The sequence below is a fragment of the Nodosilinea nodulosa PCC 7104 genome (genome assembly GCF_000309385.1).
Lineage (GTDB): Bacteria > Cyanobacteriota > Cyanobacteriia > Phormidesmidales > Phormidesmidaceae > Nodosilinea > Nodosilinea nodulosa.
Window position 1 is genome coordinate 3,492,818 of the sequence record NZ_JH976537.1, and the last position, 25,580, is coordinate 3,518,397.

Annotated in this window: 27 protein-coding genes and 1 tRNA gene; 13 read left to right on the top strand and 15 right to left on the bottom strand. The window is 54.4% G+C overall.

The annotated features are described in order from the left end of the window. Positions 1 to 737: 737 nt before the first annotated feature. Both LEPTO7104_RS0116060 and LEPTO7104_RS0116065 read right to left on the bottom strand, forming a co-directional pair. Positions 738 to 1,634 (bottom strand): alpha/beta fold hydrolase, encoded by an 897-nt coding sequence (locus LEPTO7104_RS0116060; RefSeq protein WP_017299604.1) that lies wholly within the window; start codon positions 1,632 to 1,634, stop codon positions 738 to 740. Positions 1,635 to 1,675: 41 nt separating this feature from the next. Further along, a complete protein-coding gene (locus LEPTO7104_RS0116065; protein WP_017299605.1) occupies positions 1,676 to 2,392 on the bottom strand; it encodes an ACT domain-containing protein in 717 nt (238 codons plus the stop codon). 384 nt (positions 2,393 to 2,776) lie between these two features. On the opposite strand from LEPTO7104_RS0116065, the gene LEPTO7104_RS0116070 reads away from it, so the two are divergent. Beyond that, the gene (locus LEPTO7104_RS0116070; protein WP_017299606.1) at positions 2,777 to 3,298 is read left to right on the top strand and encodes a GNAT family N-acetyltransferase; all 522 of its coding nucleotides are present in this window, start codon (positions 2,777 to 2,779) and stop codon (positions 3,296 to 3,298) included. Positions 3,299 to 3,307: 9 nt separating this feature from the next. On the opposite strand, the gene LEPTO7104_RS0116075 is transcribed toward LEPTO7104_RS0116070, so the two are convergent. Then, complete coding sequence (locus LEPTO7104_RS0116075) at positions 3,308 to 3,721, bottom strand: DUF4332 domain-containing protein (RefSeq protein ID WP_017299607.1); 414 nt, start codon at positions 3,719 to 3,721, stop codon at positions 3,308 to 3,310. A gap of 99 nt (positions 3,722 to 3,820) precedes the next feature. Between LEPTO7104_RS0116075 and LEPTO7104_RS0116080 the strand changes: the two genes are divergently transcribed. Together LEPTO7104_RS0116080 and LEPTO7104_RS0116085 are read left to right on the top strand one after the other, a co-directional pair. Next, positions 3,821 to 3,894 (top strand) — tRNA-Pro (locus tag LEPTO7104_RS0116080). Between the two features lie 157 nt (positions 3,895 to 4,051). Next, on the top strand, positions 4,052 to 4,855 hold the full coding sequence (locus LEPTO7104_RS0116085; RefSeq protein ID WP_017299608.1) for a Tic22 family protein: 804 nt from the start codon (positions 4,052 to 4,054) through the stop codon (positions 4,853 to 4,855). 84 nt (positions 4,856 to 4,939) lie between these two features. Here LEPTO7104_RS0116085 and LEPTO7104_RS0116090 read toward each other — a convergent pair whose 3' ends face one another. The 3 genes from LEPTO7104_RS0116090 to LEPTO7104_RS0116100 all read right to left on the bottom strand — a co-directional run bounded on the left by LEPTO7104_RS0116090 (position 4,940) and on the right by LEPTO7104_RS0116100 (position 8,251). Continuing rightward, positions 4,940 to 7,144 (bottom strand): phosphoketolase family protein, encoded by a 2,205-nt coding sequence (locus tag LEPTO7104_RS0116090; RefSeq protein ID WP_017299609.1) that lies wholly within the window; start codon positions 7,142 to 7,144, stop codon positions 4,940 to 4,942. 227 nt (positions 7,145 to 7,371) lie between these two features. Beyond that, the gene (locus LEPTO7104_RS0116095) at positions 7,372 to 7,824 is read right to left on the bottom strand and encodes a hypothetical protein (RefSeq protein ID WP_155523660.1); all 453 of its coding nucleotides are present in this window, start codon (positions 7,822 to 7,824) and stop codon (positions 7,372 to 7,374) included. 22 nt (positions 7,825 to 7,846) lie between these two features. Then, positions 7,847 to 8,251 (bottom strand): NIL domain-containing protein, encoded by a 405-nt coding sequence (locus LEPTO7104_RS0116100; protein ID WP_017299611.1) that lies wholly within the window; start codon positions 8,249 to 8,251, stop codon positions 7,847 to 7,849. A gap of 120 nt (positions 8,252 to 8,371) precedes the next feature. Here LEPTO7104_RS0116100 and LEPTO7104_RS0116105 point away from each other — a divergent pair, with 120 nt between their 5' ends. Beyond that, a complete protein-coding gene (locus tag LEPTO7104_RS0116105; RefSeq protein WP_017299612.1) occupies positions 8,372 to 8,953 on the top strand; it encodes a thioredoxin family protein in 582 nt (193 codons plus the stop codon). Between the two features lie 26 nt (positions 8,954 to 8,979). Here LEPTO7104_RS0116105 and LEPTO7104_RS0116110 read toward each other — a convergent pair whose 3' ends face one another. From LEPTO7104_RS0116110 to LEPTO7104_RS0116135, 6 genes are all read right to left on the bottom strand, one after another. Further along, entirely contained in the window at positions 8,980 to 9,366 is a 387-nt protein-coding gene (locus tag LEPTO7104_RS0116110) for a nuclear transport factor 2 family protein (protein ID WP_017299613.1), read from the bottom strand. Positions 9,367 to 9,377: 11 nt separating this feature from the next. Next, the gene (gene ald / locus LEPTO7104_RS0116115; RefSeq protein ID WP_017299614.1) at positions 9,378 to 10,490 is read right to left on the bottom strand and encodes an alanine dehydrogenase; all 1,113 of its coding nucleotides are present in this window, start codon (positions 10,488 to 10,490) and stop codon (positions 9,378 to 9,380) included. Positions 10,491 to 10,566: 76 nt separating this feature from the next. Continuing rightward, the gene (locus LEPTO7104_RS0116120) at positions 10,567 to 11,793 is read right to left on the bottom strand and encodes an ATP-binding response regulator (protein WP_017299615.1); all 1,227 of its coding nucleotides are present in this window, start codon (positions 11,791 to 11,793) and stop codon (positions 10,567 to 10,569) included. A 185-nt stretch (positions 11,794 to 11,978) separates the two neighbouring features. Continuing rightward, entirely contained in the window at positions 11,979 to 13,244 is a 1,266-nt protein-coding gene (locus LEPTO7104_RS0116125) for an adenylate/guanylate cyclase domain-containing protein (RefSeq protein ID WP_017299616.1), read from the bottom strand. A 193-nt stretch (positions 13,245 to 13,437) separates the two neighbouring features. Further along, the gene (locus tag LEPTO7104_RS0116130; protein ID WP_017299617.1) at positions 13,438 to 13,911 is read right to left on the bottom strand and encodes a multicopper oxidase domain-containing protein; all 474 of its coding nucleotides are present in this window, start codon (positions 13,909 to 13,911) and stop codon (positions 13,438 to 13,440) included. Positions 13,912 to 13,941: 30 nt separating this feature from the next. After that, positions 13,942 to 14,496: a peptidoglycan-binding domain-containing protein gene (locus LEPTO7104_RS0116135; protein WP_026072766.1), complete on the bottom strand. Its 555-nt coding sequence runs from the start codon at positions 14,494 to 14,496 to the stop codon at positions 13,942 to 13,944. A gap of 559 nt (positions 14,497 to 15,055) precedes the next feature. Here LEPTO7104_RS0116135 and LEPTO7104_RS0116140 point away from each other — a divergent pair. The 6 genes from LEPTO7104_RS0116140 to LEPTO7104_RS38330 all read left to right on the top strand — a co-directional run bounded on the left by LEPTO7104_RS0116140 (position 15,056) and on the right by LEPTO7104_RS38330 (position 20,211). Then, the gene (locus LEPTO7104_RS0116140) at positions 15,056 to 15,739 is read left to right on the top strand and encodes an RNA polymerase sigma factor (RefSeq protein WP_017299619.1); all 684 of its coding nucleotides are present in this window, start codon (positions 15,056 to 15,058) and stop codon (positions 15,737 to 15,739) included. 70 nt (positions 15,740 to 15,809) lie between these two features. Next, on the top strand, positions 15,810 to 16,529 hold the full coding sequence (locus LEPTO7104_RS34115; protein WP_225886996.1) for a DsbA family protein: 720 nt from the start codon (positions 15,810 to 15,812) through the stop codon (positions 16,527 to 16,529). 486 nt (positions 16,530 to 17,015) lie between these two features. After that, positions 17,016 to 17,504 carry a hypothetical protein gene (locus LEPTO7104_RS0116150; protein WP_026072767.1) on the top strand — a complete coding sequence of 163 codons (489 nt, stop codon included), beginning with the start codon at positions 17,016 to 17,018 and terminating at the stop codon, positions 17,502 to 17,504. Between the two features lie 183 nt (positions 17,505 to 17,687). Further along, positions 17,688 to 17,915 (top strand): DUF2283 domain-containing protein, encoded by a 228-nt coding sequence (locus tag LEPTO7104_RS34120; RefSeq protein WP_017299622.1) that lies wholly within the window; start codon positions 17,688 to 17,690, stop codon positions 17,913 to 17,915. Positions 17,916 to 18,185: 270 nt separating this feature from the next. Next, complete coding sequence (locus LEPTO7104_RS0116160; protein WP_017299623.1) at positions 18,186 to 18,494, top strand: CU044_2847 family protein; 309 nt, start codon at positions 18,186 to 18,188, stop codon at positions 18,492 to 18,494. A 13-nt stretch (positions 18,495 to 18,507) separates the two neighbouring features. Next, positions 18,508 to 20,211, top strand: coding sequence for a S1 family peptidase (locus LEPTO7104_RS38330; RefSeq protein WP_071527251.1), 1,704 nt, complete (start codon positions 18,508 to 18,510; stop codon positions 20,209 to 20,211). A gap of 146 nt (positions 20,212 to 20,357) precedes the next feature. Here LEPTO7104_RS38330 and LEPTO7104_RS0116170 read toward each other — a convergent pair whose 3' ends face one another. Beyond that, positions 20,358 to 20,603, bottom strand: a complete 246-nt coding sequence (locus LEPTO7104_RS0116170) for a DUF4926 domain-containing protein (protein WP_026072768.1) — start codon at positions 20,601 to 20,603, stop codon at positions 20,358 to 20,360. Further along, the gene (locus tag LEPTO7104_RS43645; RefSeq protein ID WP_422879825.1) at positions 20,600 to 20,797 is read right to left on the bottom strand and encodes a DUF6883 domain-containing protein; all 198 of its coding nucleotides are present in this window, start codon (positions 20,795 to 20,797) and stop codon (positions 20,600 to 20,602) included. Before LEPTO7104_RS43645 ends, LEPTO7104_RS0116170 begins: the two co-directional genes overlap by 4 nt. Before the next feature lie 596 nt (positions 20,798 to 21,393). On the opposite strand from LEPTO7104_RS43645, the gene LEPTO7104_RS0116175 reads away from it, so the two are divergent. Genes LEPTO7104_RS0116175 through LEPTO7104_RS43650 form a run of 3 tightly spaced genes read left to right on the top strand, consistent with a single transcriptional unit; the run spans position 21,394 to position 24,808 of the window. Further along, the gene (locus tag LEPTO7104_RS0116175) at positions 21,394 to 23,325 is read left to right on the top strand and encodes a DDE-type integrase/transposase/recombinase (protein WP_017299626.1); all 1,932 of its coding nucleotides are present in this window, start codon (positions 21,394 to 21,396) and stop codon (positions 23,323 to 23,325) included. A 5-nt stretch (positions 23,326 to 23,330) separates the two neighbouring features. Next, entirely contained in the window at positions 23,331 to 24,263 is a 933-nt protein-coding gene (locus tag LEPTO7104_RS0116180) for an AAA family ATPase (RefSeq protein ID WP_040696846.1), read from the top strand. A gap of 26 nt (positions 24,264 to 24,289) precedes the next feature. Then, positions 24,290 to 24,808 carry a TniQ family protein gene (locus LEPTO7104_RS43650; RefSeq protein ID WP_071527252.1) on the top strand — a complete coding sequence of 173 codons (519 nt, stop codon included), beginning with the start codon at positions 24,290 to 24,292 and terminating at the stop codon, positions 24,806 to 24,808. Between the two features lie 47 nt (positions 24,809 to 24,855). Here LEPTO7104_RS43650 and LEPTO7104_RS43655 read toward each other — a convergent pair whose 3' ends face one another. Further along, on the bottom strand, positions 24,856 to 25,449 hold the full coding sequence (locus LEPTO7104_RS43655; protein WP_225886997.1) for a DinB/UmuC family translesion DNA polymerase: 594 nt from the start codon (positions 25,447 to 25,449) through the stop codon (positions 24,856 to 24,858). Positions 25,450 to 25,580 lie beyond the last annotated feature (131 nt).

Consider the following 25,580-nt stretch of genomic DNA (forward strand, 5'->3'; position numbering starts at 1 on the left):
TCAGGATCGCAGCATCATAAACCAAATCAGCCGTTTGCACTAGGTAGATGTACCATTCCCCTGGGCTAAAGGTCGAACTGTAGCCGCGAAGATTCGCTCTCTGCTGGCGTGCGTCCAGCCTCGAATCTAAACACCCTATCGACCAGAGAAAACTTTACTAGTGAGATTGCAGGAACTTTGACATTGTAAAAGTTACGTAAACTATCCAATAGTAATACAGAGATCTACAGAGATCCCGTATTTTCTCGTAGACCCCTTTACGGTGCTCTCCTGGGGTATTTAAGATGCCTAAGGATCCAACCCACGCACTATCACCGGGCACTGTAGCGAAGCGATCGGTCTTTGCTAAATCCGCTGGCCGTCAGTTTAGCCCTGCCCCCAGCCGAGGCCAATCTCCCATAAGAAATACTGTTCATTCAAACTGGGTTTAAGGGGTGACATTGCCTCAGGCTGGCCCTATAATTCAAATTGTGTGAGGAGCGAACCAGAAGAGATGCCGAGACGAAACACGGCCAGTCGTCGGCATCTCTTTTGTTTTGTACCTGTTCCCGGCCCAATGCGGTCTCTTCAATTTGGGTGGCCCACTTCACGTCACCTCCAGACTCGTTAGAGACAGGGCAAAGACGCTAAGGCGTGAGAAATTCAGTAACGCAGAAGAGATAGAGCGAAATTAAACTGGCGCTGCCTGTATAGCAGCGCCGTCGCCGCATGGGTTCTTCGCTCTAAGTTGAGCAGGGCTAGCTCTCAGGTTTTTGGGCCGTGATTAGAATGTCCTGCAAAATTTTGGCAACTACCTGGGGCTGTTCTACCATGGCCAGGTGTCCGCAGTTTTGGATTTCAATGACCGGCGACTGTCTGGCCTGTACGTGCTTCTGGTAGCCGGCCAGGTGGTTTACGTAGCGTGGATTCATGACCTGATCTTGGCAGCCAGCTACAAAATAGATCGGCTGCTCAAGGGCTGCGACAATTTGAGGCAGCAGGTGAACTTCGGCCTCAGTGGTAGATTCTAGCAAGGCGCCCAGAGCGGCTGCCCCATCGGCCTGGAGTAGATCAAGGCAGCGATCGCGGCCCCAGGCATAATCCAGCGGTCGATGCACCATCATGCGCGTCAGCAGCAGCGGCAGCAGCGTATGGCGCAGCCAGGGGCGTCGCCAGCCCACAATATATTGCCCCGCCTGGCGAAACCGCTGAAACTCCCGCTCCAAATAAATGCCCCCGCCAGCATTGAGGCAGACCACCCCCTGCACCTGCTGCGGGTAGCAATGGGCCATCCAGAGGGCGATACTGCCGCCTAACGAATGACCCACCAGCCATACAGGACCTAGAGCAAGCTGCTCCAGTAACGCGGCCAAATCGCGGGCATAGGCCCCCAACCCGTAGGGCGATACCGAGGCCCCCAGGGCCTCGGCAGCGGCGGGTACACCGGGCTGGAAGCGATCGAGTTCATAGCGCGACTCCCCAAACCCCCGCAGGTCATAAACCAGGCAAGTATGGGAGGGGGATAGCTGATCAATCACAGGCTGCCAATACCGATGACTTAGCAGCCAACCATGGACAAAAACCAGGGGAATCGATTCCCTAATGGCAGTCAGATGATAGTAGTGAGGTACGCCAAAAACTGGGATGGTGGCCATGGACCCATGGCCCTCTAGGCCTTTTCTTTGACCATCGTACCCTAGCTCATCAGACGGTAGCGCATACCCTCCGCAATTTTCTGGCCCAGATAATCTGGAATTAAGCTCTCATTGGGGCCTAGCAAATAGAGAATAAGGCGAGTACGTCCCCGCCATACCAGCAGATTGGCGTTGACCACCAGCAAATCTTCCTGCCAAATGGCATACATTACCTTATAGAAAAGGCCTGGCTGGTTGTCAGCTTCAATCAGTAGCGCTGGCAAATGAAAAACTGGATCCACATAAAATTCCGTTTCTACCCGCTCCAGGCCCGCATCCAGATTAAACTCCACAGTCAGCATTTCTTCTACTTCAAAATGCCCTGCCAGAGTCTCTTGAATGGCGCGACAAACATTCTCCGTGGTTTTAGGACTCAGCGCCTTCCCCCCTCGAGACACCACTAGCTTGATGAACACAAGCATTGGCGGATAAATCTGCCCGTAGAGGCTGAGATTGTGAATTGTCAGACCATAGGCGGCCAGCACGCCAAAAATGTCGCTCAGCAAAAACGATTGATTGCGATAGACAAAGTGAAGGGCGCTCTTGCTGCCCTCAGGTTTAATATCGAGAACTGCCTTGCGCTGTTTGTAGAGTTGATAGGCCAAGCGCAGATTCTGCAGCTGAATCTCGCTGCTGACAAACTGCTCATAGAATTGCGGAAAGGCACGGTTGAAGCGCTTCAAAAGCTCAACCGTTGAGGGGTTTAATCCAGCGGCCATGGTTGGAAGGATGGAACTCCATGGAGGTAACGTTAACATCTGCCGCATCAGGAAACCTTAGCCAAGCAACAACCTCCCCCCGCCCTGGCCTTGCATACAGCTGCTGACGTCCAAAAAAAACCTGGACTAAGCCGTATTTTGCGCTGTCCTAGGCAGCGGGTTGAGACCTCTAGCGGTAGGCCCTTGAGGAGAGGCCCTGTCTCCCTGAAGGAGCCGACATAAATCTCGATATCGCTAGAGGCATCGGGATTTTATAGGGATATACTATGAGAAAAGGTGCTCAGACCTCAGTTTAGCCTTAGCCGTAGCTCTTGTGTTGCGTGATTGTGAGGCTTAGACTTATGCCGTTGAGCTTGTGCCACTTCACTATCAGACAGGGCCTGCATGGGTTTTTGGAAAAGTCTTTTTGTCGGATCTGACGATCCTTCGTCTGGGGAGACAAAGTCGGCGACTACCGTCTTAGAGGCTCTGTCTGAGCAAGGAGAAGGGTCGACTATTGTCTTCAGCACCGATCGCGACCTCGATCTCTACGAGCTAGAAGAGTTGTGCAACGCTGTGGGTTGGGCGAGGCGGCCCATTCGCAAAGTTAAGAAAGCCATCCAGCACAGCTATCTGGTGGTCACTATGTGGGAGCAGCGGGGCGCTCGCCGCCGCTTGGTGGGCTTCTCGCGGGCCACCTCTGACCATGCCTTCAACGCCACCATTTGGGATGTAGTGGTGCATCCTGACTTTCAGGGACGCGGCCTGGGCAAAGAGCTGATGCGTCAGCTGATTAAAAAACTGCGCAGCGAAGACATCAGCAATGTGACGCTGTTTGCTGACCCCCAGGTTGTCGACTTTTACAAGGGACTGGGCTTTATGCCCGACCCTGAAGGGATTAAAGGGATGTTTTGGTATCCAGACTAGCTTTAACCGCTAAGGAGCTTTAGCAATTGCCTTAGCCTGCTGAATCCATAGGCTGACCTGATCAGCGGTGGGGCACAGGTCGTTGCGCTGGAGCGTAGCCACATGTAGCCGCCGTAGGCGGGTATACAATCCCTGGGCCGTGCAATCTGCCAACTGAGCCACCGACATGATGCCCGTATGCAGTAGCAGCCCGCTAAACTGACAACCCACCGCAGGAACCTGGGCCAAATCAGCTAAAATTACCCACTTGTTTACGTAGCGCAGCGGCACCTGCATCCTTTGGGCCAGGGTCTGGCGGCGGGCCATAGAGGCTCCGTAGCGACGGAGTTGGTCAGTGCTAGTTAGCCCCAGTTGAACCATAGTTTGGGCGTGGGCAGGGCTTAGCCCTGGCAATTGATCTAGGGGGTAGACTGGGGGGGCCATAGATGAACCATAACGGAAGGAAGTGGAGTCAGTTTGCGGCCGCAGCCAGCTGTGACAGTTGGGCGAAAAAGCAGGTTATACTGATTGAACGTTGAACTACGGGATGTAGCGCAGCTTGGTAGCGCGCCTGCTTTGGGAGCAGGATGTCGCAGGTTCAAATCCTGTCATCCCGATTTTGAGTATAGGGTTTTCGCCTGGGCGGCTAGCTCGACTGGCACAAGCATCTATACAAACCTGCCTTAGTCTGTAGTATCTATAGTCAATACTATCGGCGGTCATCGGATTGACTCTCGATTGCTCCCTCCTATCGTTAGCCCCAGCGAAAGCCCTATGCGCAAGCTATTTTCCTCTATTTTGCGGCCCCTCCCCTTGGTTACTGCCCTGGTTAGCGGCAGCCTGCTAGGGGGTAATTTGGTTCTGCCTCTGCCAGCCTTTGCCCTAGGTGAAGATGCCATCGTCAATAAGTTAGAACAGGTGCCAGTTTTCATTATTTTGAACTCTGATGGCCAGCCTCTGACCGCATCGGCTGAGGTCGACAACCAGGAGAGGAAAGTGCCCGTGGTGTTTATTGACGGGGAGGCTGCCCACGAATTTTTGGCGCGCGCCCAACAGGAAGACCCTAGCGCCGAGGTGGCATTAGTGGATCTGGGCACGCTCTACAAAGAAACGGTGCTCAGCCATGACGAACAGACTCCTCTGCTGTATCTGCCCATCGGCAATGAGCTAGAGACAGCGACCCAGCTTGAGTCTAATTTTCAGGGGGTGCCTTTGTTTATTGCTCGCCAGGGTGCCGACGGTCCCTATCTCACCATCAACCAAGATGGTAAAACTTCACTGCCCATGTTCTTTTCCCGCAACGACTTGCAGACGCTGCTCGATCGCTATGAGGAAAATAACGCCGATGCCGCCAACAATATAGTCATTCAGGTGCTATCGCTCGAATGGTTGCTGGCTACCATGACTAACAACAGCGACCCCGCCCTGGATGCTCAGCTGGAGCAAGTGCGGCTGTTCCCCGCTACCGAGGTATTGAACTATATTCGGAACCAGGAGTCTGGAGGCGCCCCTGCCGGAGGTGCTCCCGCTGCTGGCTCCCCCCCCGCCGAAGCCGCCCCACCGGCAGGGACACCCTAGGGAATCCTAGCGGCTTAGATAAACGATTTAGCTGCTGAAGCTGACGCAACGGGGAGGCATTGCCTCCCCGTTGCGTTGTTACCACTAGCCTAGGAGCGCTGTTGCCCTAGCCACAAAGTTGTCGGCGGTAAGCCCATTGAGGGCCATAATCTGCCCGGCACTGGCCGTGGTTTCGCCCCGCTTCCAGGCAAAGGTGTCGCGGGGCAGCGGTGTACGCAGCAGGATGGGTTCGAGGATAGCGCTAGAACCGCCCGTGACCCCGATCAGAGCATCGCCGTCAAAGAGATGGGCAAACCCGGCATCGTCTAAAAAGCCATCGTCGGGTTCAGAGCACATATCCCAGGCCACATCGCTAGGGCGGTAGAGCTGACGGGGGTTGATGACGGCTACAATTCGGCTGCCGATGCCGCTGGCGGCCAGCTGCTCGGCGGCTTCGAACACGGGCAGCAGCGTCATGTCGCCGACGACGGCAAACACGACGGTTTTTGGGCCGGGGCGTGTGGCCAGCGCGATCGCACCATCGCGCAGGGCCTGGCGGGTCTGCTCAAAGGTGGTGCGAATCGGCAGGGGGGACTTGCTGGCCGTAATGGTGACTCCCTTGTTGCGGGTGCCCAAGGCCCAGTCGTAGCACACCTGAATGCTGTTAGCGTCGGTGGGAAACAGAGGGTACACGTTGCCGTTGCGCATCATGCCGGCAAAATAATTCTCGATTTCGGGTCGCTGGTGGGTCCAGCCGTTGCGGCCCTGCTCTAGGGCTCCGGCGGTGAACAGGGTGATAGTGGAGGGGGTGGGGCGGCGCAGCTCGGCCATGGCCTGGGTGACGGTCTGCCAGATGGGTAGACCATTGATCGCAAACGATTCGTAGGAGCACCACAGCGATCGCGCCCCAAACAGGGCCTGGGCCGCCGCTAGGCCAGCGCAGGCATCTTCGCTCAGGGGTTCGTAGACCTGGCCCTGGGGCTGCTGGAAGTAGGTGGCATCGGCGGTAGGGTGAATGATTTTGAGCGCCTGGTTGATGTTGTTGATGCCAGAGGCGGCGTTGCCGTCTGCATTGGTGACCACAAACTGGGCGTCTTGCTGGCCGACATGGCCCACCAGCGACCCCATGGCGGTGGTGGCCACCTGCTTGTCGCCCCCGACCGGGAACTCATTGAGGGGCAAGGTGCCCAGGTCGGCCAGGGGCAAGATCGATTCTGTTACGGCTGTGCTAGCGCTGGGGCCACCCATAGACCGCTCGTAGTTTGTGCGCACTAGCGCCCAGGCCTCGGGGTGCAGGGCGCGGCTGGTGAGAGCGCTGACGATGTAGTCGCGCTGGAGAGAGTCGCCGGGGTAGAGGTTGTGGGACTGGGCACCGCGCTTGTGCACGCCAGCCCCTTTGAGCTGCTTGACGATGAGCACGGTGAGGGTGCCGCCCAGGGCCAGCTTGGCGGCTTTGTCAGTGGCTTCGAGCACGGCCTGGGTAAAGGCGAACCGCTGGGGGAAGGAGAAGGCGGTGCTGTCGACGTAGTCGCCGGGCTGGCTGGCGTCATCGTAATCTTTGGCGTCGACCAGCACCACTTCCTGGAAGCCGTTGCCGCGCCAGTAGTCGATCATGGCCTGGTTGGACTTGGTTGAGACCATGCTGTGATGCTCTTGGGAAAAACCGTTCCACACCAGGATGGGCAGGATATTGGTGACGCTGGGATAGGCGGTGTTGAAGTGGCCAAAGCTGCTCATGATGTAGGGTTCGCCCAGGCCGCCGTCGCCAATGGTGACGGGGAACAGCACCCCAGGGTGCAGCTTGGCCCCCGCCATGGCAAAGTGTTGCCCCTGGCCCAGGGGGCCAGCAGGGGCCAGCAGGCCGGGAATTTGCCCTGACAGGTGGCCCAGCAGGCCGTGGGTTTCGCGGAAGCGATCGCACAGCTGCTGCACGGTCTCAATGCCCATGGCTTCGAGGGAGCGATCTAAGAAGACATTGCTGTAGAAGCCGGGGGCGTGGTGACCGACTTCGGTGACGATGTTTTTGTGGCCCAGCATGACCAGAGCGGCGATCGCATCGGCAATGCTGGCAAAGCCGCCGGGGTGGCCCGACTCCTTGCTGGCGGTTACCTGGAGGGTGAGGTAGCGCAGGGCATCGGCGGCCAGCAGGGTTTGGTAAACGGCTACCGGGTCGCTGGGGGAGGCAATGGCGGTCTGTCCTTTTGCGATCGCCGCCGCCTGACCGTAGGCGGCAAACTCAGGGGGCAGCGCCCCGAAATGCTGAATACCCTCACAAAAGGCCGGAATCGATTGCGTGCTGGCAGCCGTCATGCGTAAACCCCCTAACGAGCGTGAATAAAGCGGTATTGGCCCTGGCCCAGTCTGCACCGGGGCGCTTTTGCCCGGCCCCTCGGCACTGGCCGAGCTGCATTGTATACAGCACAAAACCTCTTAACCATCCTACACAGGGACGGGGGCACAGCAACGGGGCGCACGATTGCGATTCTAGGGAGCGCTGCATAGGGGTAAGCCAATCCAGGCGCTGCGCCGACGGGGCTTTAGCCGGATGAGGCCAGCACCCTGGGCAACCAGCTCAGCGCTAGCCCCAGCAGGGCCAGCCCCGACAGCCAGAGAAAAGCAGCGGTATCTTGGATGCCTAAAATCAGGTTGTCGACGCGGGCTAGCAGGGATACCGCCACCAACATAGCGAAATAGGCAAACAGCTGAAACTGTGTGACGGCCACCACCGCCAGCGAGGCAAGGCTGAGCGCCATTACGAAGTAGCCGATGTCGGACTGAAAGCCGAGCAAAATGACGCGACGGATCTGCGGCCAGAACAGCGTGATGGCGCCTGCCCCGCCAATGGCTATCCCGATGCTCAAGAGCCAGGCCGTTGGACCAGCCGATCGCGCGTGCAGAAAGCCGCCGTAGGTGGCGTGGGCAATGACCATGAGCGTCCAGGAAAGCCAGTGAACCCTGATCAGGGTAAGGAGTGAGCGGTCTTGGGGCATGGCGATCGCACCTCAGCGGGGGCTACAGATTGGTGGAAATCGCCTGCACGGGGCAGGTGGGCACACACTGCTCGCAGACAATGCAGCGCGATCGCGAAAAGGTCAGCCGGTAGGTGTCACTGTCGAGGGTAAGAGCGCGGGTGGGGCAAACCCCCGTACAGAGGCCGCAGTGCACGCAGAGGTCTTCATCGACCACGATTTCGCCGCTGGCCCCCGAAACCTCAATGCCCTGGACCTCAAGCCAGTCGGTGGCATCGTTGAGGTGGTCAATGTCGCCGGATAGCTCAACCACCAGGGTACCCACCTGGTTGGGAGCCACCTGGGCGCGAATGATGTTGGCGGCAATGTTAAAGTCCTTGGCCAAACGGTAGGTAATCGGCATATGCACCGATCGCTTGGGGAAAATCAGCTTGACCCGTTTTTTCATAGCCGACCCATTCACCCCAATTCTTTTACACTTAACATCAGCGGGCTGCTCCTATCCTAACCGGAGAGTTGGCCTGCCTGTTATGTCCTAGCGCCTAACCCCCAGGGAAGTTTGTATGCCATGGCAGATAATCAGCCCCTCACGTCAGATATTGCCCCCAGCCGCGCCCGCAATCTGGTAGTGGCGGTAGCCGCCGTGGTGCTGGCCGCCGCCATGTTCTTGGGCATTCGCACCCAGTCGGCCACCCTCTCCCTCAGCGAACTAGCCGCCAGCGCGGTGCCCTACGAAGAGGCCCAAACCAACGGCAAGCCGACCCTGCTGGAGTTCTATGCCAACTGGTGCACCAGCTGTCAGGCGATGGCGGGCGATATGGCTGAGCTACGGGAGAGCTATGGCGATCGCGTCAACTTTGTCATGCTCAACATCGACAACAACAAGTGGCTGCCCGAAATGCTGGCCTACCGGGTCGAGGGCATTCCCCACTTTGTCTACATGGGCAGCGCGGGCGACCCGATTGCCACCGCCGTGGGTGAGCAGCCCCGCCAAATCCTCAGCGAAAATTTGGATGCGCTGATGGCTGAGGCGCCCCTGCCCCACCAGCAGACCTTTGGCCGCACCTCGGCGATCGAGGGCGATGTTGTATTCAGGCAGAGTGCGGTCAATAATGACCCTCGTGCCCACGGCAGCACGGTGGTGAACTGAGCCTACGTGCGGTCTCAAACTCCGAATCAGGTCATCGAGTCCCAAATGGTTTTGGTATCGGCAAACATGCGAAAGCGGCAGACCTTACCATCGCGCAGATCGTAGATATGGGCTGCCGCCGCACTTAGAGGTTTTCCGGAGACAGTGTTTTGCCCGGTATATCTGCCCAGCACGATGATTGAATCACCGGCATCCAAAAATTCTTCGATTTGGTAGGCAAAGCCTGCCCAGCTGTTGCTATTGGCTTGGAAGACGCCCTCAATTACCTCAGCGGCACCTCGGTACGTCGCTCCTCCTGGAAAGCCCTCGTTTTGAATCCACTCCAGATCCGGCGTGGTGATGCTGGGAAAGACGTCGTAGTCGCGATCGCGAAAGGCCCGATAGAGTTCGCGAATTACCTCAACGTTGTTCATACAGGTGACATCTAAAGGGCAGCCATTTCAGCAGGCCGAGCAGCCAAATCTGGGAAGACATCGCGCACAGCCGGGTGAATGAGTTTCCCTGACGACACGTTGAGCCCACCCTTCAAACCGCTATCGCTAGCAAGGGCCTGCAGCCCCTGGCGAGCCAGCTTAAGCACGTAGGGCAGAGTAGCGTTGTTGAGCGCCTGGGTGGCCGTCCAGGGCACCGCACCGGGCATGTTGGGTACGCCAAAGTGCACTACGCCCTCTTCCACGTAGGTGGGCTGACTGTGGGAGGTGGGGCGCAGGGTTTCGATACAGCCGCCCTGATCGACAGCAACGTCAATAATTACCGAGCCGGGGCGCATAGTGGCCACCAGATCCCTGGAGACCAGGGTGGGGGCTTTGCGGCCGGGCACCAGCACCGCTCCAATCAGCAGATCGGCCTGGGGCACAGAGGCGGCGATCTGGGCCGGGCTGCTGTAGAGCAGCTCGACGCGGGAGCCAAACAGCGTTTCGAGATAGGCGAGGCGATCGACGTTGAGATCGATGATTTGCACCCTGGCCCCCAGGCCCACGGCCATCTTGGCCGCTTCGGTGCCGACCACGCCGCCGCCCAAAATCACCACCGTACCGGAGGCAACGCCGGGAATGCCGCCCAGCAGCACGCCCCGCCCGCCCTGCTGACGCTCCAGGTAGCGGGCCCCAAACTGCACCGAGAGGCGCCCGGCGATAATGCTCATGGGGGTGAGCAGCGGCAGTCTGCCGTCGGGGGCGACCACGGTTTCGTAGGCGATCGCGTCGATACCGCTCTGTATCAGGGCCTCGGTCAGCGATCGCTCGGCGGCCAGGTGCAGGTAGGTGAACAGAACTAAGCCGGGGCGAAAGAAGGCATATTCGGAGGGCTGGGGTTCTTTGACCTTGATCACCAGCTCCTGGGCCCAGGCGGTGGCCGCATCGGTTACCAGGGTAGCCCCGGCGGTTTGGTAGTCGCTATCTGCAAAGCCCGAGCCGGCCCCGGCTCCGGCCTGCACCATGACCTGGTGACCCTGCTGGCACAGGCTCTGCACCGCTGCCGGGGTCAGGCCAACGCGAAACTCCTGATCTTTGATTTCCTTGGGCAGCCCAATGCGCATAGTGGTGTTCTGGATAGATGACGGGGTCTGCCTCCATCCTACTAAACCTGCCTGTTAAACCCGAGCCGGGTGAAACCTATGATCCGGCTGCCTGGGGCAGGTACAGGGTAAAACAACTGCCCTGGTCGACCTCGGAGGTGAGGGTAATGGTGCCGCCGTGGAGCTGAGCGATGCGCTGGGACAGGTGGAGGCCCAGCCCGTGCCCCGACCGGGCCTGATTGCCCTGGCGAAACCACTCAAACACGGCTTGTTGCTCGCTCTTGGGAATGCCAATACCCGTGTCAGCCACCCTTACCCAGACCCAGGGGGAGTCGCCGCTGTCAGGGATAGCTACGCCGTCGGGTCGTTGCAAAGTGGTGCCAATCGTCGCCGTCACGCTGCCAGCGTCGGTAAATTTAATGGCGTTGCCAATCAGGTTGGTAATTACCCGGCGCAGCTCTAGGTAGTCGCCCAAAACCGTAAACGCATCGTGGCCCTGGGTTTCGGTTTCTGCCTCAGCGGCCTCCACGGCTGCACCGCCAAAGCCTGGGGCAGCGGAGAACGGCACCGGCTTGGCCTGGTTGGACCAGCACAGCAGGCAGGTAAGACCCTTCTCCGCCGCCATGGGAGCCAGTTCCATAACCACGGTTTCGGTCAGCTTGAACAGGTCTACCGGCGATAGGGTCAGGGCTTTGTGTCCGGCCTCGTGGCGGTACACCTCCAGCAGGGTGTTGACCATGCTGAGCAGGTGGCGGTTGCTGTCGACAATGGTCGCGATCGCCTGTTTCCCGTCCTCGGGTATGGGGCCAAAGGCGTCGCCCTGGCACAGCTTTAGCATCCGGTTGGCGGCCACCAGGGGGGTGCGCAGATCGTGGGTGAGGCGAGCCACAAAGTCGTCGCGCTGGCGAATCATGGCTGTCTGGGCATCAATGCTGCGCTTGAGACGAAGCAGCGATCGCACCCTGGCCCGCAGCTCGTTGACATCCACCGGCTTGCGAATAAAATCGTCGGCCCCGGCATCTAAGCCCTGCACCAGGCTTGACTGGTCGTGGGCCGTAATCAACAAAATGGGAATGTAGGGCAGGTTGGGGTTGTCGCGGATGCGCTGGGTCACCGCGTAGCCGTCTAGCCCCGGCATCATGACGTCGAGCAAGATCACATCGGGCGGAGCCTGCTCCACTACCTCTAGAGCGGCCTGGCCGCTTTCTACACAGGTCATTCGATAGTCAGGGTCATCCAAAATAGATTCGATCAGAAACAAATTGTCTGAAGAATCGTCTACAGCCAGGATGGCAAAGGGTTCATGGGAAGGATCCGGAGGCATTATTGGGTTTAGAACTATCGGTGCAGTGCTCTTTAGGCCATGATAATTTCGGATCCCAAATACTGAGAATCCGAAATGCTGAAATAGATGAAGATATGTAAACTAAAGCGTGAAGGCCTAACCTTAGGGATGCCACAGGAATCCGCAAGCAGCCTCTATCCCAAGGTATAGGTTCATCGCTGGCGTCAGGCTGCGGTAAACAGCTCTAGCGTTTGAGCCCGGCCCCTCAGGGTGTGCTGCCCCACCGATCGCAGAACCACAGACGGCGCAGCCAGGGCATCTACCTGCCGGTAGGTTGTCTCGCTGACCAGCAGGGGGTGGCCCAGGATTTTGGTCAGCGCTTCCAGTCGGGCAGCGACATTGACCGTATCGCCAATCACCGTAAACTCCAGTCGCCCAGCGGTGCCCAAACAGCCTGCCACCACCGGACCAGAGTGCACCCCCACCCCCATGGCCAGGGGGGAGATCTGCTTCACCTCCTGCACCATGGCGATCGCGGCGGTGAGGGCGCTGTGGGCATGGTTTTCCAGCGGGTCTGGGGCACCGAATACCGCCAGCATGCCGTCGCCCATAAACTTATCAACCCAGCCGCCGTGGCGCTCGACGATGGTCGCCAGCACCCCCTGATATCGATTGAGAAAGTCGAGCACGGCCTGGGGTTCTAAGGTTTCGGCAAAATGGGTAAACTCGCGCAGGTCGGTGACCACCACGGTGACCTGGCATTTTTGCGGCTGCTGAAGCAGATCCAGGGGCGATTCAAAGGCTGCTTCGACCACGGTTTTGGGCAAAAACTGGGCCATCAACACCCGGCCCGACTCATTTTTGACGTGGCGGCGCACAATCACCGCCATCCGCATGCCCAAAAAGCCCGTGCCCAGCACCGTGATACCGGCGAACAGGGCCAGCGCCAGGGTAAGCCTGAACAGCATGGCCGCATACCCAAAGTTGACCAGCGCCAGCACTGAGGTCAGCAAGGCCGCCCGGCGACTCAGGCGCAGGCCCCCGGAGACGGCCACCAGGCTGCAAAAGGCCACCACATTGGTCAAAATCAATGGCTGGGCTGTGCCCAGCACCCGCCAAATGTTGGTGATAAAGGCCCACAGGAGCAGGTTGTCAAATATAGGAATAACGATCTGCCAGCGGTGCAGGGCTTCCATCGAGAGGCCCTGGCGCAAAATCACCACCAGCCCCAGGGCAAAGAGGTTGGCGCAAAGGCTAATAATCACCACCGTGGGGGGCACGTGGGCTTTGCCGAGCAGCGCCTGGGGAAACAGAAACACCGCTACGTCGAGCATGAGGGAAATAAATAGCACCCCCGATCGCACGTAGGACAGCTGTAGCTCATTGCGGTGGGCCTCCTGGGAGACCACCTGATCGAGCGCCGCCTGAATCGTGACTCGACGGGATGACGGGGTGAGCGCGGTTGCGCCTAGGGGGCTTTGAAAGGTCATCTCCAAGGCGATGTGAGGACTGACACAGTTGTGGATGTCCCTGATCAGGCAGCCGGTGATGGGGGGAAACCCTATCCGCTCCCAATGGCTCCAACGCCTAATTTTATTAAAGCACGGCCCCTCAGAAGCGTCCTGAATGCCCGCAACGCAAAGGATTCAGAACCCTGGCCTTGGGCCTGAGCGCAGGCGGGAATCAGGCGTCGCCCGCAGCGACAATCTCGAGCTGACCGACCATGCCAGCTTCGGCGTGGCCCGCGATCGCGCAGTGCAGTTCATACACACCGGGCCGCTGGGGCACAAACACCCACTCTGCGATCGCCCCCGGCTTGAGTTCTAGCTCGTGGATGGCGCCCTTGACTTCCACGCCAGCGGCCTGCACCTTCTGGGTCCAGAGGCCGTCGGCAAAGTCCTTGGCGGTAAAGTAGTGCTTCTCGGGGCTGGGGTTGTCGAGCACCAGACGGTAGCGCTGACCCGCCATAAACTTCACCTGGGCGGGTTCAAAGCGTAGGTCCCCGGCCGCAGTGCCCAGGTGCACGGTGAGGGAAACGTCCGGGGCGGCGATCGCCCTGCCGCCATTTGCCGTTATTCCCAGGACTATAGTCAGGCTAAAAACCAGCGATACCAGGAGCTGCCGCCAATTCCAGAACCCTGTAGCCAACCGACTCATACGCTTTTCCCTCTGCCAATATCTCAACGCCTACAGGTACCCCAACGGCCAATCGTCAGGGTACGCCGTCTTGAGGGATTCTATCGCGCGCTGGGTGCGAGGTCCCATAATGCCGTCGATCGCCCCGCTGTAGACCCCCACCCGCTTCAGGTAGGCCTGGAGCGCCTTCGTGCCGTGCTGCAAGTCATTCCAGAGGGTATCCACCCAGGTTTGACCAATCATGCGGCGCAGCTTGCCCTGCTGCTGCTTGAGCACCTCCTCGGGCAGCAGATTCAGCTGTCCGTCGACCCAGCCGTCGGCCTCATCGAGCCAAAAGCTCAGCAGGGGATCGTCAATCGCCTGGGTCAAAATGGTGTCCAGGCGCGCTTCGTCCTCGGCGGAGAGACTGGGCTGTAGGGCCAGGGTGCAGTAGTCAATAAGCGTCGGGGCGTGGCGCCGCAAACCCTGTCTCAGGCCGTCCAGGGGCAGCTCTCCCTTAGCCCTAAGCCAATTGGCGAACATCGAGTCGGGGGCACCGCCGCCCGCCACCACGGGCAGATCGTCTAGGGGGGGTGTTGAGGGCGCCGTGACATGTTCTGTATTCATTACTCCTCACTCCTCGCGTGCCGCTGTAGGGAAAACCTGTAAATCAGATGGAGTTGTTCAGGCGCATCGATTCGCCAGCTGGATTGCCTGGCTGGAAATGGACCCTGGGTATACTTGCGTTCGCCTCTGGGGTGGGTCTTTGACCATCGCCCTCTGGGGTAGGTCTCTGACCGCCACACGTATTCCCAGGGCTGCCCCAAGGGGCGCCCAGCCAGACCTAGATCCCCGAACTAATATCACGTATCGATCGCTCGACCAGGACTGGTCCAACGCACAGATCAACCGAGCGCCCAGCCGGTGTAACCCCGCTAGATGCTCGCAACTCAGGCCTACCGCCCCGGCTGAGACAGCAGAAAGCTGCCCTCGCAAACGGGCCGGGCGATCGCCGCGCTAGTGTATTAGTGACCTGGGGGTAGAGGTTGTGACAGGGGCGCGCAACTTTTCTTTAAAATCTTTTTTGGGCTTTTGGGGCGGTAGTTTCCGCAATTTTATTTGTCACATTGGAGCAACTTATATCACTTGTTTAGTGGAGTGATGCCTCACCTACGCCAAAGGGAATATGAGCCAATCCGACGACACCAGTGGTTTTAATGAGTTCCGCTTACCCGCCGATGCTCCAGCCCAAGACGTGTTTGATCAAGCGCTGAGTGAAATTCTTGGCAAAGACAGTCCCCAGGCCTTCTATATTTTAAGTGCGATTCAAAGAACCCTGAAGCAGTATCGCCTAGAGGCCCAGTACGAGGCCTACGAGATTCTCCATGAGGCCTACCTGCGCGGCAAAAAAAAGCTCCAGACGGGGGAGGTCATCCACAACCCCCACGCCTGGCTCAAGGCAACCGCATTCAACGTCGTCTACGAGCGCAAGCGCAAGCACCGGGCCAGCGCCACCGATCCCCACGTGCTAGAGGCGGCCCTGCCTGACCCCCGCCTCAACCTCATGCAGCAGCAGCTGATTACCGAAGAGCTTGACCTGCTTTACCAGGCGCTGCACCTGCTTTACCAGGAGGATTCTGAGGCGACCTGCCTGCTCTACCTGCGCACGGTAAAGGGCTGGCCGTGGAGCGAGATCAGCCAGTGGCTGACCGCCCTGGGGTACCCTGCGGCCAGCGAAGCCGCCCTGCGGCAGCGGGCCTCCCGAGCGAAGCGCCGCCTGCGGGATATTTTTTGGCAGCATATCGATCGGGGGGCGCCGGGTTCCCCGGCGTCGGCACCGCCACTGCCCGCGCCGCGCCAGCAGCGGTAGGCTAAACCTCTGGCAAGGTGCCCCCCAGGGCGGCATGATGGGGGTGGCATTCGCACAGAAAGGTGAGGCTATGGAAAAACTCTGGACCCGGCTGCGCGGCTCCAAGCCGCTGCTATGGGGCATCGTCGGCGCGCTGATCGTCGGCATACTGATTCCGGTGGTGCTGCTAGTGCCCCGGCGGCACCAGGCTGGCGCCCCCGACAGCCCCGAAGCCCACCAGGCGATCGTCACCAAGGTCATTACTTCCATGGATCGGGCCAGCCTGATCGGGGCTTCGCCCACCAAGGGGAATCCCAACGCTGCGATCGTGCTGTTTAAGTTTTCAGACTTTCAGTGCCCCTACTGCGCCCTGGCCGCCGCCAACATGAAAGGGTTTGTGGCAAACCACGACAGCGACATTCTCTATGTTTACAAGAACTTTCCGCTGACCCAGATTCACCCGGAGGCGCTGCCAGCGGCCAAGGCGGCCTGGGCAGCGGGGCAGCAGGGCCAGTTTTGGCTGTACCACGACGGCCTGTTTGCGAACCAAAATCGCCTGGGCGAAGATCTCTATGTTGAGCTGGCCGAGGCCATGGGGCTAGATATGGAGCAGTTCAACCGCGATCGCGCCAGTGCCGCCGCCGCCGCCGCCGTTCAGCAAGATCTGGCCCTGGCCCAGCGGCTCCAGCTTCAGGGCACGCCCTCCTTCATCATGAACGACCTGTTGATTCCGGGCGGTGCGCCCCCGCAGCTGTTTGAGGAAATTTTCACTCAAATTAATGACCTGATTAAGAACCAGAGCAAGCCCTGAGAGCAAGCCCTCCCTGGCAACGGGTTGACGGCCTCATCTACAGGGTCTCTCTCCGCCTGGATTAGGGCTGGGAGAGTTTTTTTTGCCTAGGGGTGGTTATGCCAGTTGAGTGTGCCAGTTGGGTGTCTGCCTGGTAAAACCCGGCTAACCGAGGGGTTTTAGCAGGGCTGCGATCGCCATTCCGGCCCCTTGCTAACACCGCAAACCCTTGCAGGACAAGGACTTTGGCAACCTGCGGAGTTTTCTGAGTTGGTGAGCCAGTATCACCCACTACACAAAGTGTCATGGACTGGCTAAGGGGTCTATAGGCCCCAGCGCTACAACAGTGTCATGGCGAAAGCGCCTGTCCCGACAAAAGCAAGGGCATCCGCTTCACCGCTATACCCATCCCGACCTAATGGCACTGACTCGCATCAAAGAGTTCGTTTTGGGTGGGTCCTTCAGCCGCACAGTCAACAACACACAGTTTGCATTTGGAGAATGACCATGAAAACCCGTTCTATCGCCGCGATCGCTCTGAGTCTCACCGCCGCTTCCCTGGCAGCCCTGCCCATGGCCGCTAACGCCCAAGACGCCCCCACAGACTACAACTACGTCGGCGCTGGGGTTGCTGTTGGCAACCTGGGTAACAGCGACGTTGGCCTATCGGTCAACGGCAAAGCTACCGTGGCCGACCACATCTCGGTGCGCCCCGGAGTCATGAGCGACCTCAACTTTAGCAACAACGGCGAAACCGTCTTTTTGCTGCCCGTGACCTATGACTTTAACCCCGTTACCCCCAACGGCCGCCTGATGCCCTACGTCGGCGGTGGCCTGTCAGTCTCTACCCAGGGTGCAGGCGCAGTTGGGCCTCTGGTGACCGGCGGTGTTGACTACCGCATCTCCGACCACGTTGTGGCCAATGGTGCCGTCAACTGGTCGATCTACGGCAACAGCCAGGTCAATGGCACCGTCGGTCTGGGCTACACCTTCTAGGCCCTAGACCTTCTGTTCTAAACCAGCAATAAGGGGTCGGCGGATATTCCGCCGACCCTTTTCTTTTGTAAAGCTCCTAGACGCGGGATTATTCAGATTGATAGAAGAGTGGCTACGGGTAGTCATGAACCCGAAGGTTACTCCGCAATGAGTTTTAACTGTCTTTTTCGATCGGAGGGTGAAATGAAACTAGTTGTCCATAAAGAAGACGATGCTTTATATCTGCGGCTAGACGATACGGCGATCGTCGAATCTGAAGAGGTCAGCGACGGTATCATTCTGGATTACAACGCTGAAGGTAAGGTGGTCGGCATCGAAATAAATGCTCTATGTCAGCCAGCGAAGCCCGAATTCTTGGCAGCAGATTCTGCTAGAAACCGTTCCTGGCTAGACCCTATCGGTGAATCGTAGCTGTACGAGGGCTAAAGAAAGAGTTGAATCTTGGCGCTACAGTGGGTTGTCAATATTGATTCATCAGTTACAATTACCGAATCTGCAAGATAGCCAAAAAGCAAGCATCCTAGTCGATTTAGCTGCTTCTACCCTTTACCTGCCTACTCAATGCGACGAGGAATTACAGGATTCACTTGCAAATGCAGCTTTTTCTTAGTTAAGAGTTTACTTTTCAAAAGGCATAGCTTCAGATAACTATCGGTTTTTTGCTATCCTAACGCACAAAAAATGTCAGAACTTTCATTCAATTCGGAAAAAATTTCGGTCAGCTTGCCGAATGGGTCTACAGTCAAGTTTGAAGCTTCGGGCTCGGGCAGAAAAGAAGTATCCTTTAAAAGCTTTTCTTTTCAAGAAATTGAAGATGCATTGCTAGGAATAACAGACGCCATAAAAGAGACGATTAGAAAAATTGAACCCCAAAAAGCGTCAGTCAAATTCGGGATAGAGATAGGAGTCGAGTCAGGTAACTTAACGGCTATTATCGTCAAGGGAGCAAGTAAAGCAAATTTAGAAATCACATTGGAATGGGAAAAGTAGCTCATCTTCAGACATGAATCATTCAACTATAGAGCAGCTTGTCGAAGTTTGCACTGTTAAAATAAACATACCAGGGTCAGAATATATTCATGGAACTGGCTTTTTCATAGCCCCTGGGATAATAGTTACTTGTGCTCATGTATTGAATTATCCTGCAACTCAGGAAGTGACTGTCTCGATAAGGGGAAATGGGAAAATTCTTCCTGCAAGGCTTGTACACTCATTTGCCCCCGAAATAGATCTAGCTATCCTTCAGGCGAATATCAAATCTACAAGTTCTTGTGTTTATGTTGACAACGAAATCAATCCTAGGGATTTATGCTTTTCATTTGGATATACAGATCCAATAGGTGGAAATCCTGAAGGTGATCCAATAACTTTAGAATGTGAAGGTTTGGCAGGAGAAAAGCGATCTATCATAAAGTTGAAAGGAGGGCAGGTGCGTCCTGGAATGAGCGGAGCACCTTTACTCAACCAGAGAACAGGAAAAATTTGCGGAGTCATTAATAAGACCAGAAGTGAGCAAATTCATTTAGGTGGTGAAGCATTATCACTCAAAGTAATTTTTGAAAAATTTCCTCCTCTAAAACAAGTACATGATCATTTTCATCAATCCAATAGTGATTGGCTAAATTATCTCCAAGAAGATGTTGAGCCCTTCCGATCTGACTGGAGTCGCCTAGACAGAAATAGTCAAACATGGTCTTCATATATAAGAGCGCTATTATTCTTAGTGACTGCTCTCTTTAAGTGGTTAGTTTTAGGGCTGAAAGCTCCTAGAGCCTTCCCCATTGAAACTATAAGTCTTTTAATAAAGCACACTTTAAAGGGAAGCCTAGGTCAAGAGATAAGCAAACAAAGAAAAGAGCTTTCTAAGAGGCTGATTGAAGTTGACCCTGAATCAGGCGGACAAGCCAGGATCATTAATCGACTTGAGTCTAAAGCCTCGATTCTTTCAGAGTTGATTACGATCCTAATTCCGGAATCACAAAATCTAGCGAGTTCTTCACGTTTGCTGTGGGCAGTCGAACTAATATACGAGCAACAAGACCTATTGAACGAACTAAAGGAAATAAAAGGCAACTCATATCCTGAGCTAGAGCATTTTAGAAATAAATTTATATTCTTGAAGACAAGCTCAGATAAGAGATATAGAAAAATTGACAAAGTCATAAGCAAACTACTATCGAAATATCCTGGCTACGATCGTGGATTCTTGGCTTATTCTCACGTAGTTCTTGATGATCTGGTAGAACTTACCTTAACGAGTCCCGTTATGGGCAGGTTTATTGTAAGCGAAGTCTATAATTATTTAAGGAATTCAATTTCTACGGTTGAGGGCAAGTATTTAGGGGACGAAGATGAAGATGAATATGCCATTCTAGTAAAATCAGTTATTGAAGAGCTTGAAAATGACATAAAAAACTATCCCCGTTTAATTGTTCTCAAGAAAATGAAAATTCTTCTCGAGAATGTGGCAGGTAAACCAATCGTAGGAGGACCCTATAGAGCTTGGGGGAAAAGCAAAAGTAAAAACAAGCATCATTTCAGCAGAAAATGTAAATTTTATCCTGAGAGAGCTCGCCCACATGAAATGAACAAAATCAGTTGTTATGACTCACATGAGCAGGCGAGGGAAAATCACGAACCCTGCAAGACCTGCATAAGTGCAGAAAATATTGAATCTATAGACTTTATTGGGGATGAGCCATCCTAAATAGGTGTAAGTTAGGTTTCCCTTTGGTTCACTTAATCTACTGAGAATCAGAAGCTATGCTAACTTTTACGAGATTCACTTAACCTTTGTACATTAGGGTCTACAATATCTCGCGCAAGGCACGATGCTCACTTTTGGGGCCTTTCCTAAACCGCTTCATCGAGCATTCGAATGTGCAGCACCTCATTTCTCATGAGTGGTTCAATCTGCGACTCAGACACTACCAAAACTGCGAGGGTTTCCCCGATCGCATTAAAGACCTCCAGACTATATCCATCTTCGCCCTGAGCTACCGGATGATGCTCCACAATCGTCGCCACATCCCCTCGATGCAGCTGATGGTTGGGAAAATCTTCCCGCAAAGCGACTCGTGTGAATAGCTCAAACGTCATGATCTAGCCTCCTTGTCTGGATACAGCGTGATGAACTTTGTCACTTTCGTTTCGTACTCAATCATCCAAATCGTGACTACAGCTAAGCGGGTGCTATTTATCCCATTTAATACGCCCCGGATTTCGTAGACATCTCCAAATCGATTTGGTTCGTCGGAGGGCACGGCTGCCAGCGATAGGATTTGGCTCCTCAAATCGACTTCTAATTGCTGCCAGTTTTCCAGGTGTATCCTGCCTGCTCTAGAAACTGTGACTTATCATCCACTTCTCGCCACACCAAAAGATACTTTGCCAGTTTGGCTTCTGCGATTATCGCATCACGGGATAATTTCATGTCTTCAGCCAATTATGATGACAACGTTCCATTGGATGGCGCGATCGCACGCTGCCTGCTGACGGAAGGTTTCCGTACTTTCTACAAAAGCTTGAGGATCTCGTCATTTCGATCGCGATCGCCTTATTTCAGCGATTGATAAACCCGGTGCGATCGGTACGCGCGTCTTGCAGAAAATTTTCAAGTAGCCAAATTGACCGAGATTGCTGCTCAGCCAGGAGTCATCTACAAATTATGTCCATTAAAGGGGTAGATGTTAAGTTTAACGACTTAGCGTGAACTACGGCAAGAAGCCTAAAACCTTTACGTGCCAAGGGCTTTGGGCTTCTTGATCTTGCCTTTATTCTCTCTCAAGAGTTAAACAGGTATTTGCTTTTCCTCGAATACCATCCAAAATATTCTTAAATCGCTATTTGATGTTTCCCAGTTCAACCCATAACCCTATCAGTTTTTCTTATGAGTGAGCATGAAGCTGAGGGCACAGCCCTACTCAGGGCAATAGCTACCGATGATTCCTCAGCAGAAGGACAACCCCAATCTGCCCGAGCGCTCCTTACTGAGCAGATTGAGGACTTGGATGCCAAGCGAAAGCTCATTCTTAAGCTTGATGCTGTTGAGGACATTATTCAGAGTTCTGGATCCCAAAAACGGGACAAAATTAGACTTTGGAGTGATCGATGCGGCAAGCATCCTGAAACCATTAAAAAGTGGGTACGTGAGGCAGAGAAAGAGGGAATAGCCTCTATCGCCAGAACAACTCGGAGTGATGCAGGCATATTAAAAGGAAGTAGCCGTTGGAAGCACAGTGTTGATTACTGGCGAGATTTCATTCTCAAAATCTATGCTGCAGGGAAGAAGGCAGGCTTAGGGATCACTCGTAACACAGTCAACAACCAGTTAATTGCCCACGCAGAACTTGATCTTGGTTTGAAGAGGGGGGAGTTCCCTTCCCACATGTTCGTATACAAGGTGCTGGATCCTATTATCGCTAGCAAACCGAGAGTTCGGAATCCAGGCCAAGGGCCTAATATCATTGTCAAAGTTACAGATGGAACGAAGAAGGATGGCAAGCATGTTCAAGAGGACATCGAAGTCATCCGTAGCAATCAGGTATGGCAGGTAGACCATACTCGCTTAGACAATCTATTAACTGATGGGCAAAAGGAAGCTTCTGGTCTTGCTGGATGTGTATGGATTACAGCAGTAGTAGATACCTACTCAAGTTTAGTAATGGGCTACTATCTTAGCTATGATTCTGCTGGATCCCATGAAGTAACATTGGCTCTTAGACAGGCTATTCTTAAAAAAGATGGCCCAGAGTACAAAAATCTAAGGAAAGAGTGGGAAGCTTGCGGGCTACCTGAGTATATTGTGACAGATAGGGCCAAAGAGTTTAAGTCAGCTCATTTGAGACACGCCGCATCTGACCTGGGAATCAAGCTACGGCTTCGGCTGTACACTGAGCAAGGTGGAATCGTAGAACGCCTATTCTTAGCTTTGAAAACAGAATTTGCAGCTCTAATTAATGGTTACAAGGGTGGAAATTTGAATGAGCGCCCCGATCATCCTGAAAAAAAGGCTTGCATTACCTTTGAGGAATATGAACAAAAACTAGTACGTCACATCGTTGACCATCATAACCAGCATTTCCATGATAGGGAGAAGGATAAAACCCTTACGCAGCGATGGATCTCTGGCTTGCCTGAGTTTAAGCCTAGGATGCCATCTAGTGAGAGAGATCTAGATATTTGTCTACTAAAGACGACAAAACGTAAAGTTCAAGAGCGTGGAACAGTTGAGTGCTTTACCCTACATTACACTGCGTGTCTACGGAAAGATGATAATGGCCATTGGAAACATGACCTGAGCGCAAATTTCCTTAAGCCCTATGAAGGGAAAGAGGTAACTCTTCGATACGATCCTAGGAATATTGTCTATGTTCTGATTTTTTCAAAGGAATGTGAGGGAGAGCCTTCAAAGTATTTAGGATCCTTGAGAGCCAGAGAGTTGTTAGGAGAAAGGCTATCCTTGAGAGAATGGGAGCAAGAGAAGGCAAAAATTCGGGAAAAACGCCAAAAAGTTGACCAATCATCTATCCTCGCTGAACAACAAGCCCTATTTCAAGAATCCGTTGGAGAAGCTAAGTCGTTACGATCCCGGCGCAGGAAAGAGAGCAAGCGACTCAGCAAAAAGCAACAGCCATCAAATGTTATTCCACTGCACCAGAAAAATCCTAGCCAGCCCGACAGCCCCAGTAGTCAAATAGAACCTGCACCAATCTTAAACGAAGTGGATAATACAGCAAAGAAGTCTAGCTTACTTAACGTGCCTTCTAGGCCTCCGCTGTTTGTCGTGGAAGACTGGAATAAATTTACAGAGGATTGGTGATAGCGATGTCAATAACCAATGCCGCGCTTCAAGGTGCTGTACCTGCTGATAACCAACCTGTAGAACAACCTGCTATTCGTCCTGGGGATTTTCCCGGTAGATCAGCCGAGAATCAAGCAGAAGTCGAACGCATCGGAAAGATTAATACTTATGTCAGCCTGTCACGGGATGAGGCTTTATTTGAACAACTCAATACGTGGCGTGACTTAAAGCTATGCGCACGCATTTTAACCATAGATCGCTTAGGCATTCAAAGAGCACTTGAGTACTACGTGCGTACTCAAGTTAAGCGACGGGGTAGTATTCTCCAAATTCCTGCATCAATTGTGTTAGTAGAGATTGAGCAGAATGGCAGCTCAACGGATTTGATGCTGCTGATCCTCGAATTCTTATCTAATCCTTTAGACTGTGGCAATCTTAGAGACTTAAGAGCACGAGTATGGGGAACCCTGAAGGCTTACGGAGTCAAGCTGTTAATCGTCAATAACGCTGACCTTCTCTCTTTTAAGGCGTTTACGGAACTCATGAGAATTTTCGAGAAGTTAAACATTCCAGTTGTACTGGCCGGAATGCCTTATCTGGATGACATGCTCGATATACAGAGGCTACGAAATAAAAAGTTCGTCAACATCCATAACACCTTTCTGAAGCGCTGTAGCTTCGACACATTCTCAGTTAGTGATACCTCGAAGGTGATTAAAAACTGGGAACGTTCCGGCCTTCGTTGGTCTAACCCAATGAAGCTAGACGAAGATACAGCCATCGTGGATTATTTACATAAAGCCTCTCAAGGTCAACTCCGACCGTTGTACGAGAACTTGCGGGAAATCGCTGTCTGGAAGTTGGACAACCCCAAAGCTGAAATCAATCCTCAAAATGTAGCTCAAGCATTAGGAGTTGGCTACCAGCCAGTATCTAATCTCTCACAAAAAGACTAGCTTGTCTCAAATGGAGCCATTCGTTAGTGGAAAATCAGGCAGAACAACATTTTTTGTTACATCTGGCTCCATTTGAGGGGGAAAGTATTAGCCATTATTTAGGACGCTGGTTCCGTAAGGAGACAGTTAACATTTCCAACTCTTTCAGCTTGGCCAAAAAGCTAAGGTTAGGAAAGACACTTTACCGATGGGAAAGGTTTTATTTCAATCCCCCACCAGATCAGGAGGAACTGGAGAAAATGTCTGGCCTGATGGGAGTTGAGATTGAACGACTTCGAGCGATGTTTCCTTCTGAAGCTGAGCCAATTAAACCAACTCCTATCAGAATGTGCGCCGCCTGTTATGCTGAAGCGCCATATCACCGTATGGCCTGGCAATTCAAAGCGATGACAGGATGTGAAACACATCGGCTTAGGTTACTGTCATCATGCCCTTCAACCGGCTGTAATCAGCCTTTCCCAATTCCCTCACAGTGGATCCGGGGTTCGTGTGAGCACTGCGGAATGAAGTTCTCATCAATGGCAAAACACCAGAAACCTTGCTGACCTGATCACTTGAGTCTCCAATGCAGCTCTTGCATTGGAGACTCGGGTTAGTTAGCTGAAGCCAACTCATCCCACCGAGTTGTGTACCGCCGAGTTAATCTATCGGCCCTCATCCTCCAGCCCTGTTGCAGCCCCTCAGCCGCCCATCGAATAGTCCCGGTTCCAAACTGCTGGTTAAGCGAATCAATCACCTCCATCAGCTCCCAGGATCGCTCTGGTCTGGCCTGGCATCCGAAGATGCTCCCTTGGACAATCTCTTCAGGGCTCAAATCCATCAGCATGACTCCGGCTTTGTGGAAGCTATACCCTGGCTGGTAAAGCTGCTCTGTAGCCCCTAGCGCTGCCCTAACTAAGGTCGGTGTGTCGTTAGCTGGAAAGGGCAGTGTCAACGTCTGAGAGTTGGCATAGTAGGGCTCCCTAGGCCGGAAGCGACTGGTGGTAATAAAAACCGTCATCGTCTTCGCTACCTGACCATCACGCCTCAACTTCGCCGCTGCTGTCGCCCCGTAGAAAGCTACCGCTTCCCTCAATTCCGCTAGGGACTCCACAGGTCGCCCAAAGCCCCGCGAAACGCAGCAACTCTTACGAGGCTGTGGGCATAGCTCTAGGGGCAAGCAAGGTACGCCGCGCAGCTCTAGCACTGTCCTAACTCCCCACTGTGACAACAATAGATGAGACAGCTTAGCCAGTCCCAATTAGAGTAGAAGGAACGGTTATCCCGCATGTCAGACTCTATGCAATCGCAGCTCTTGAATCCTGAAAACAATGGGAA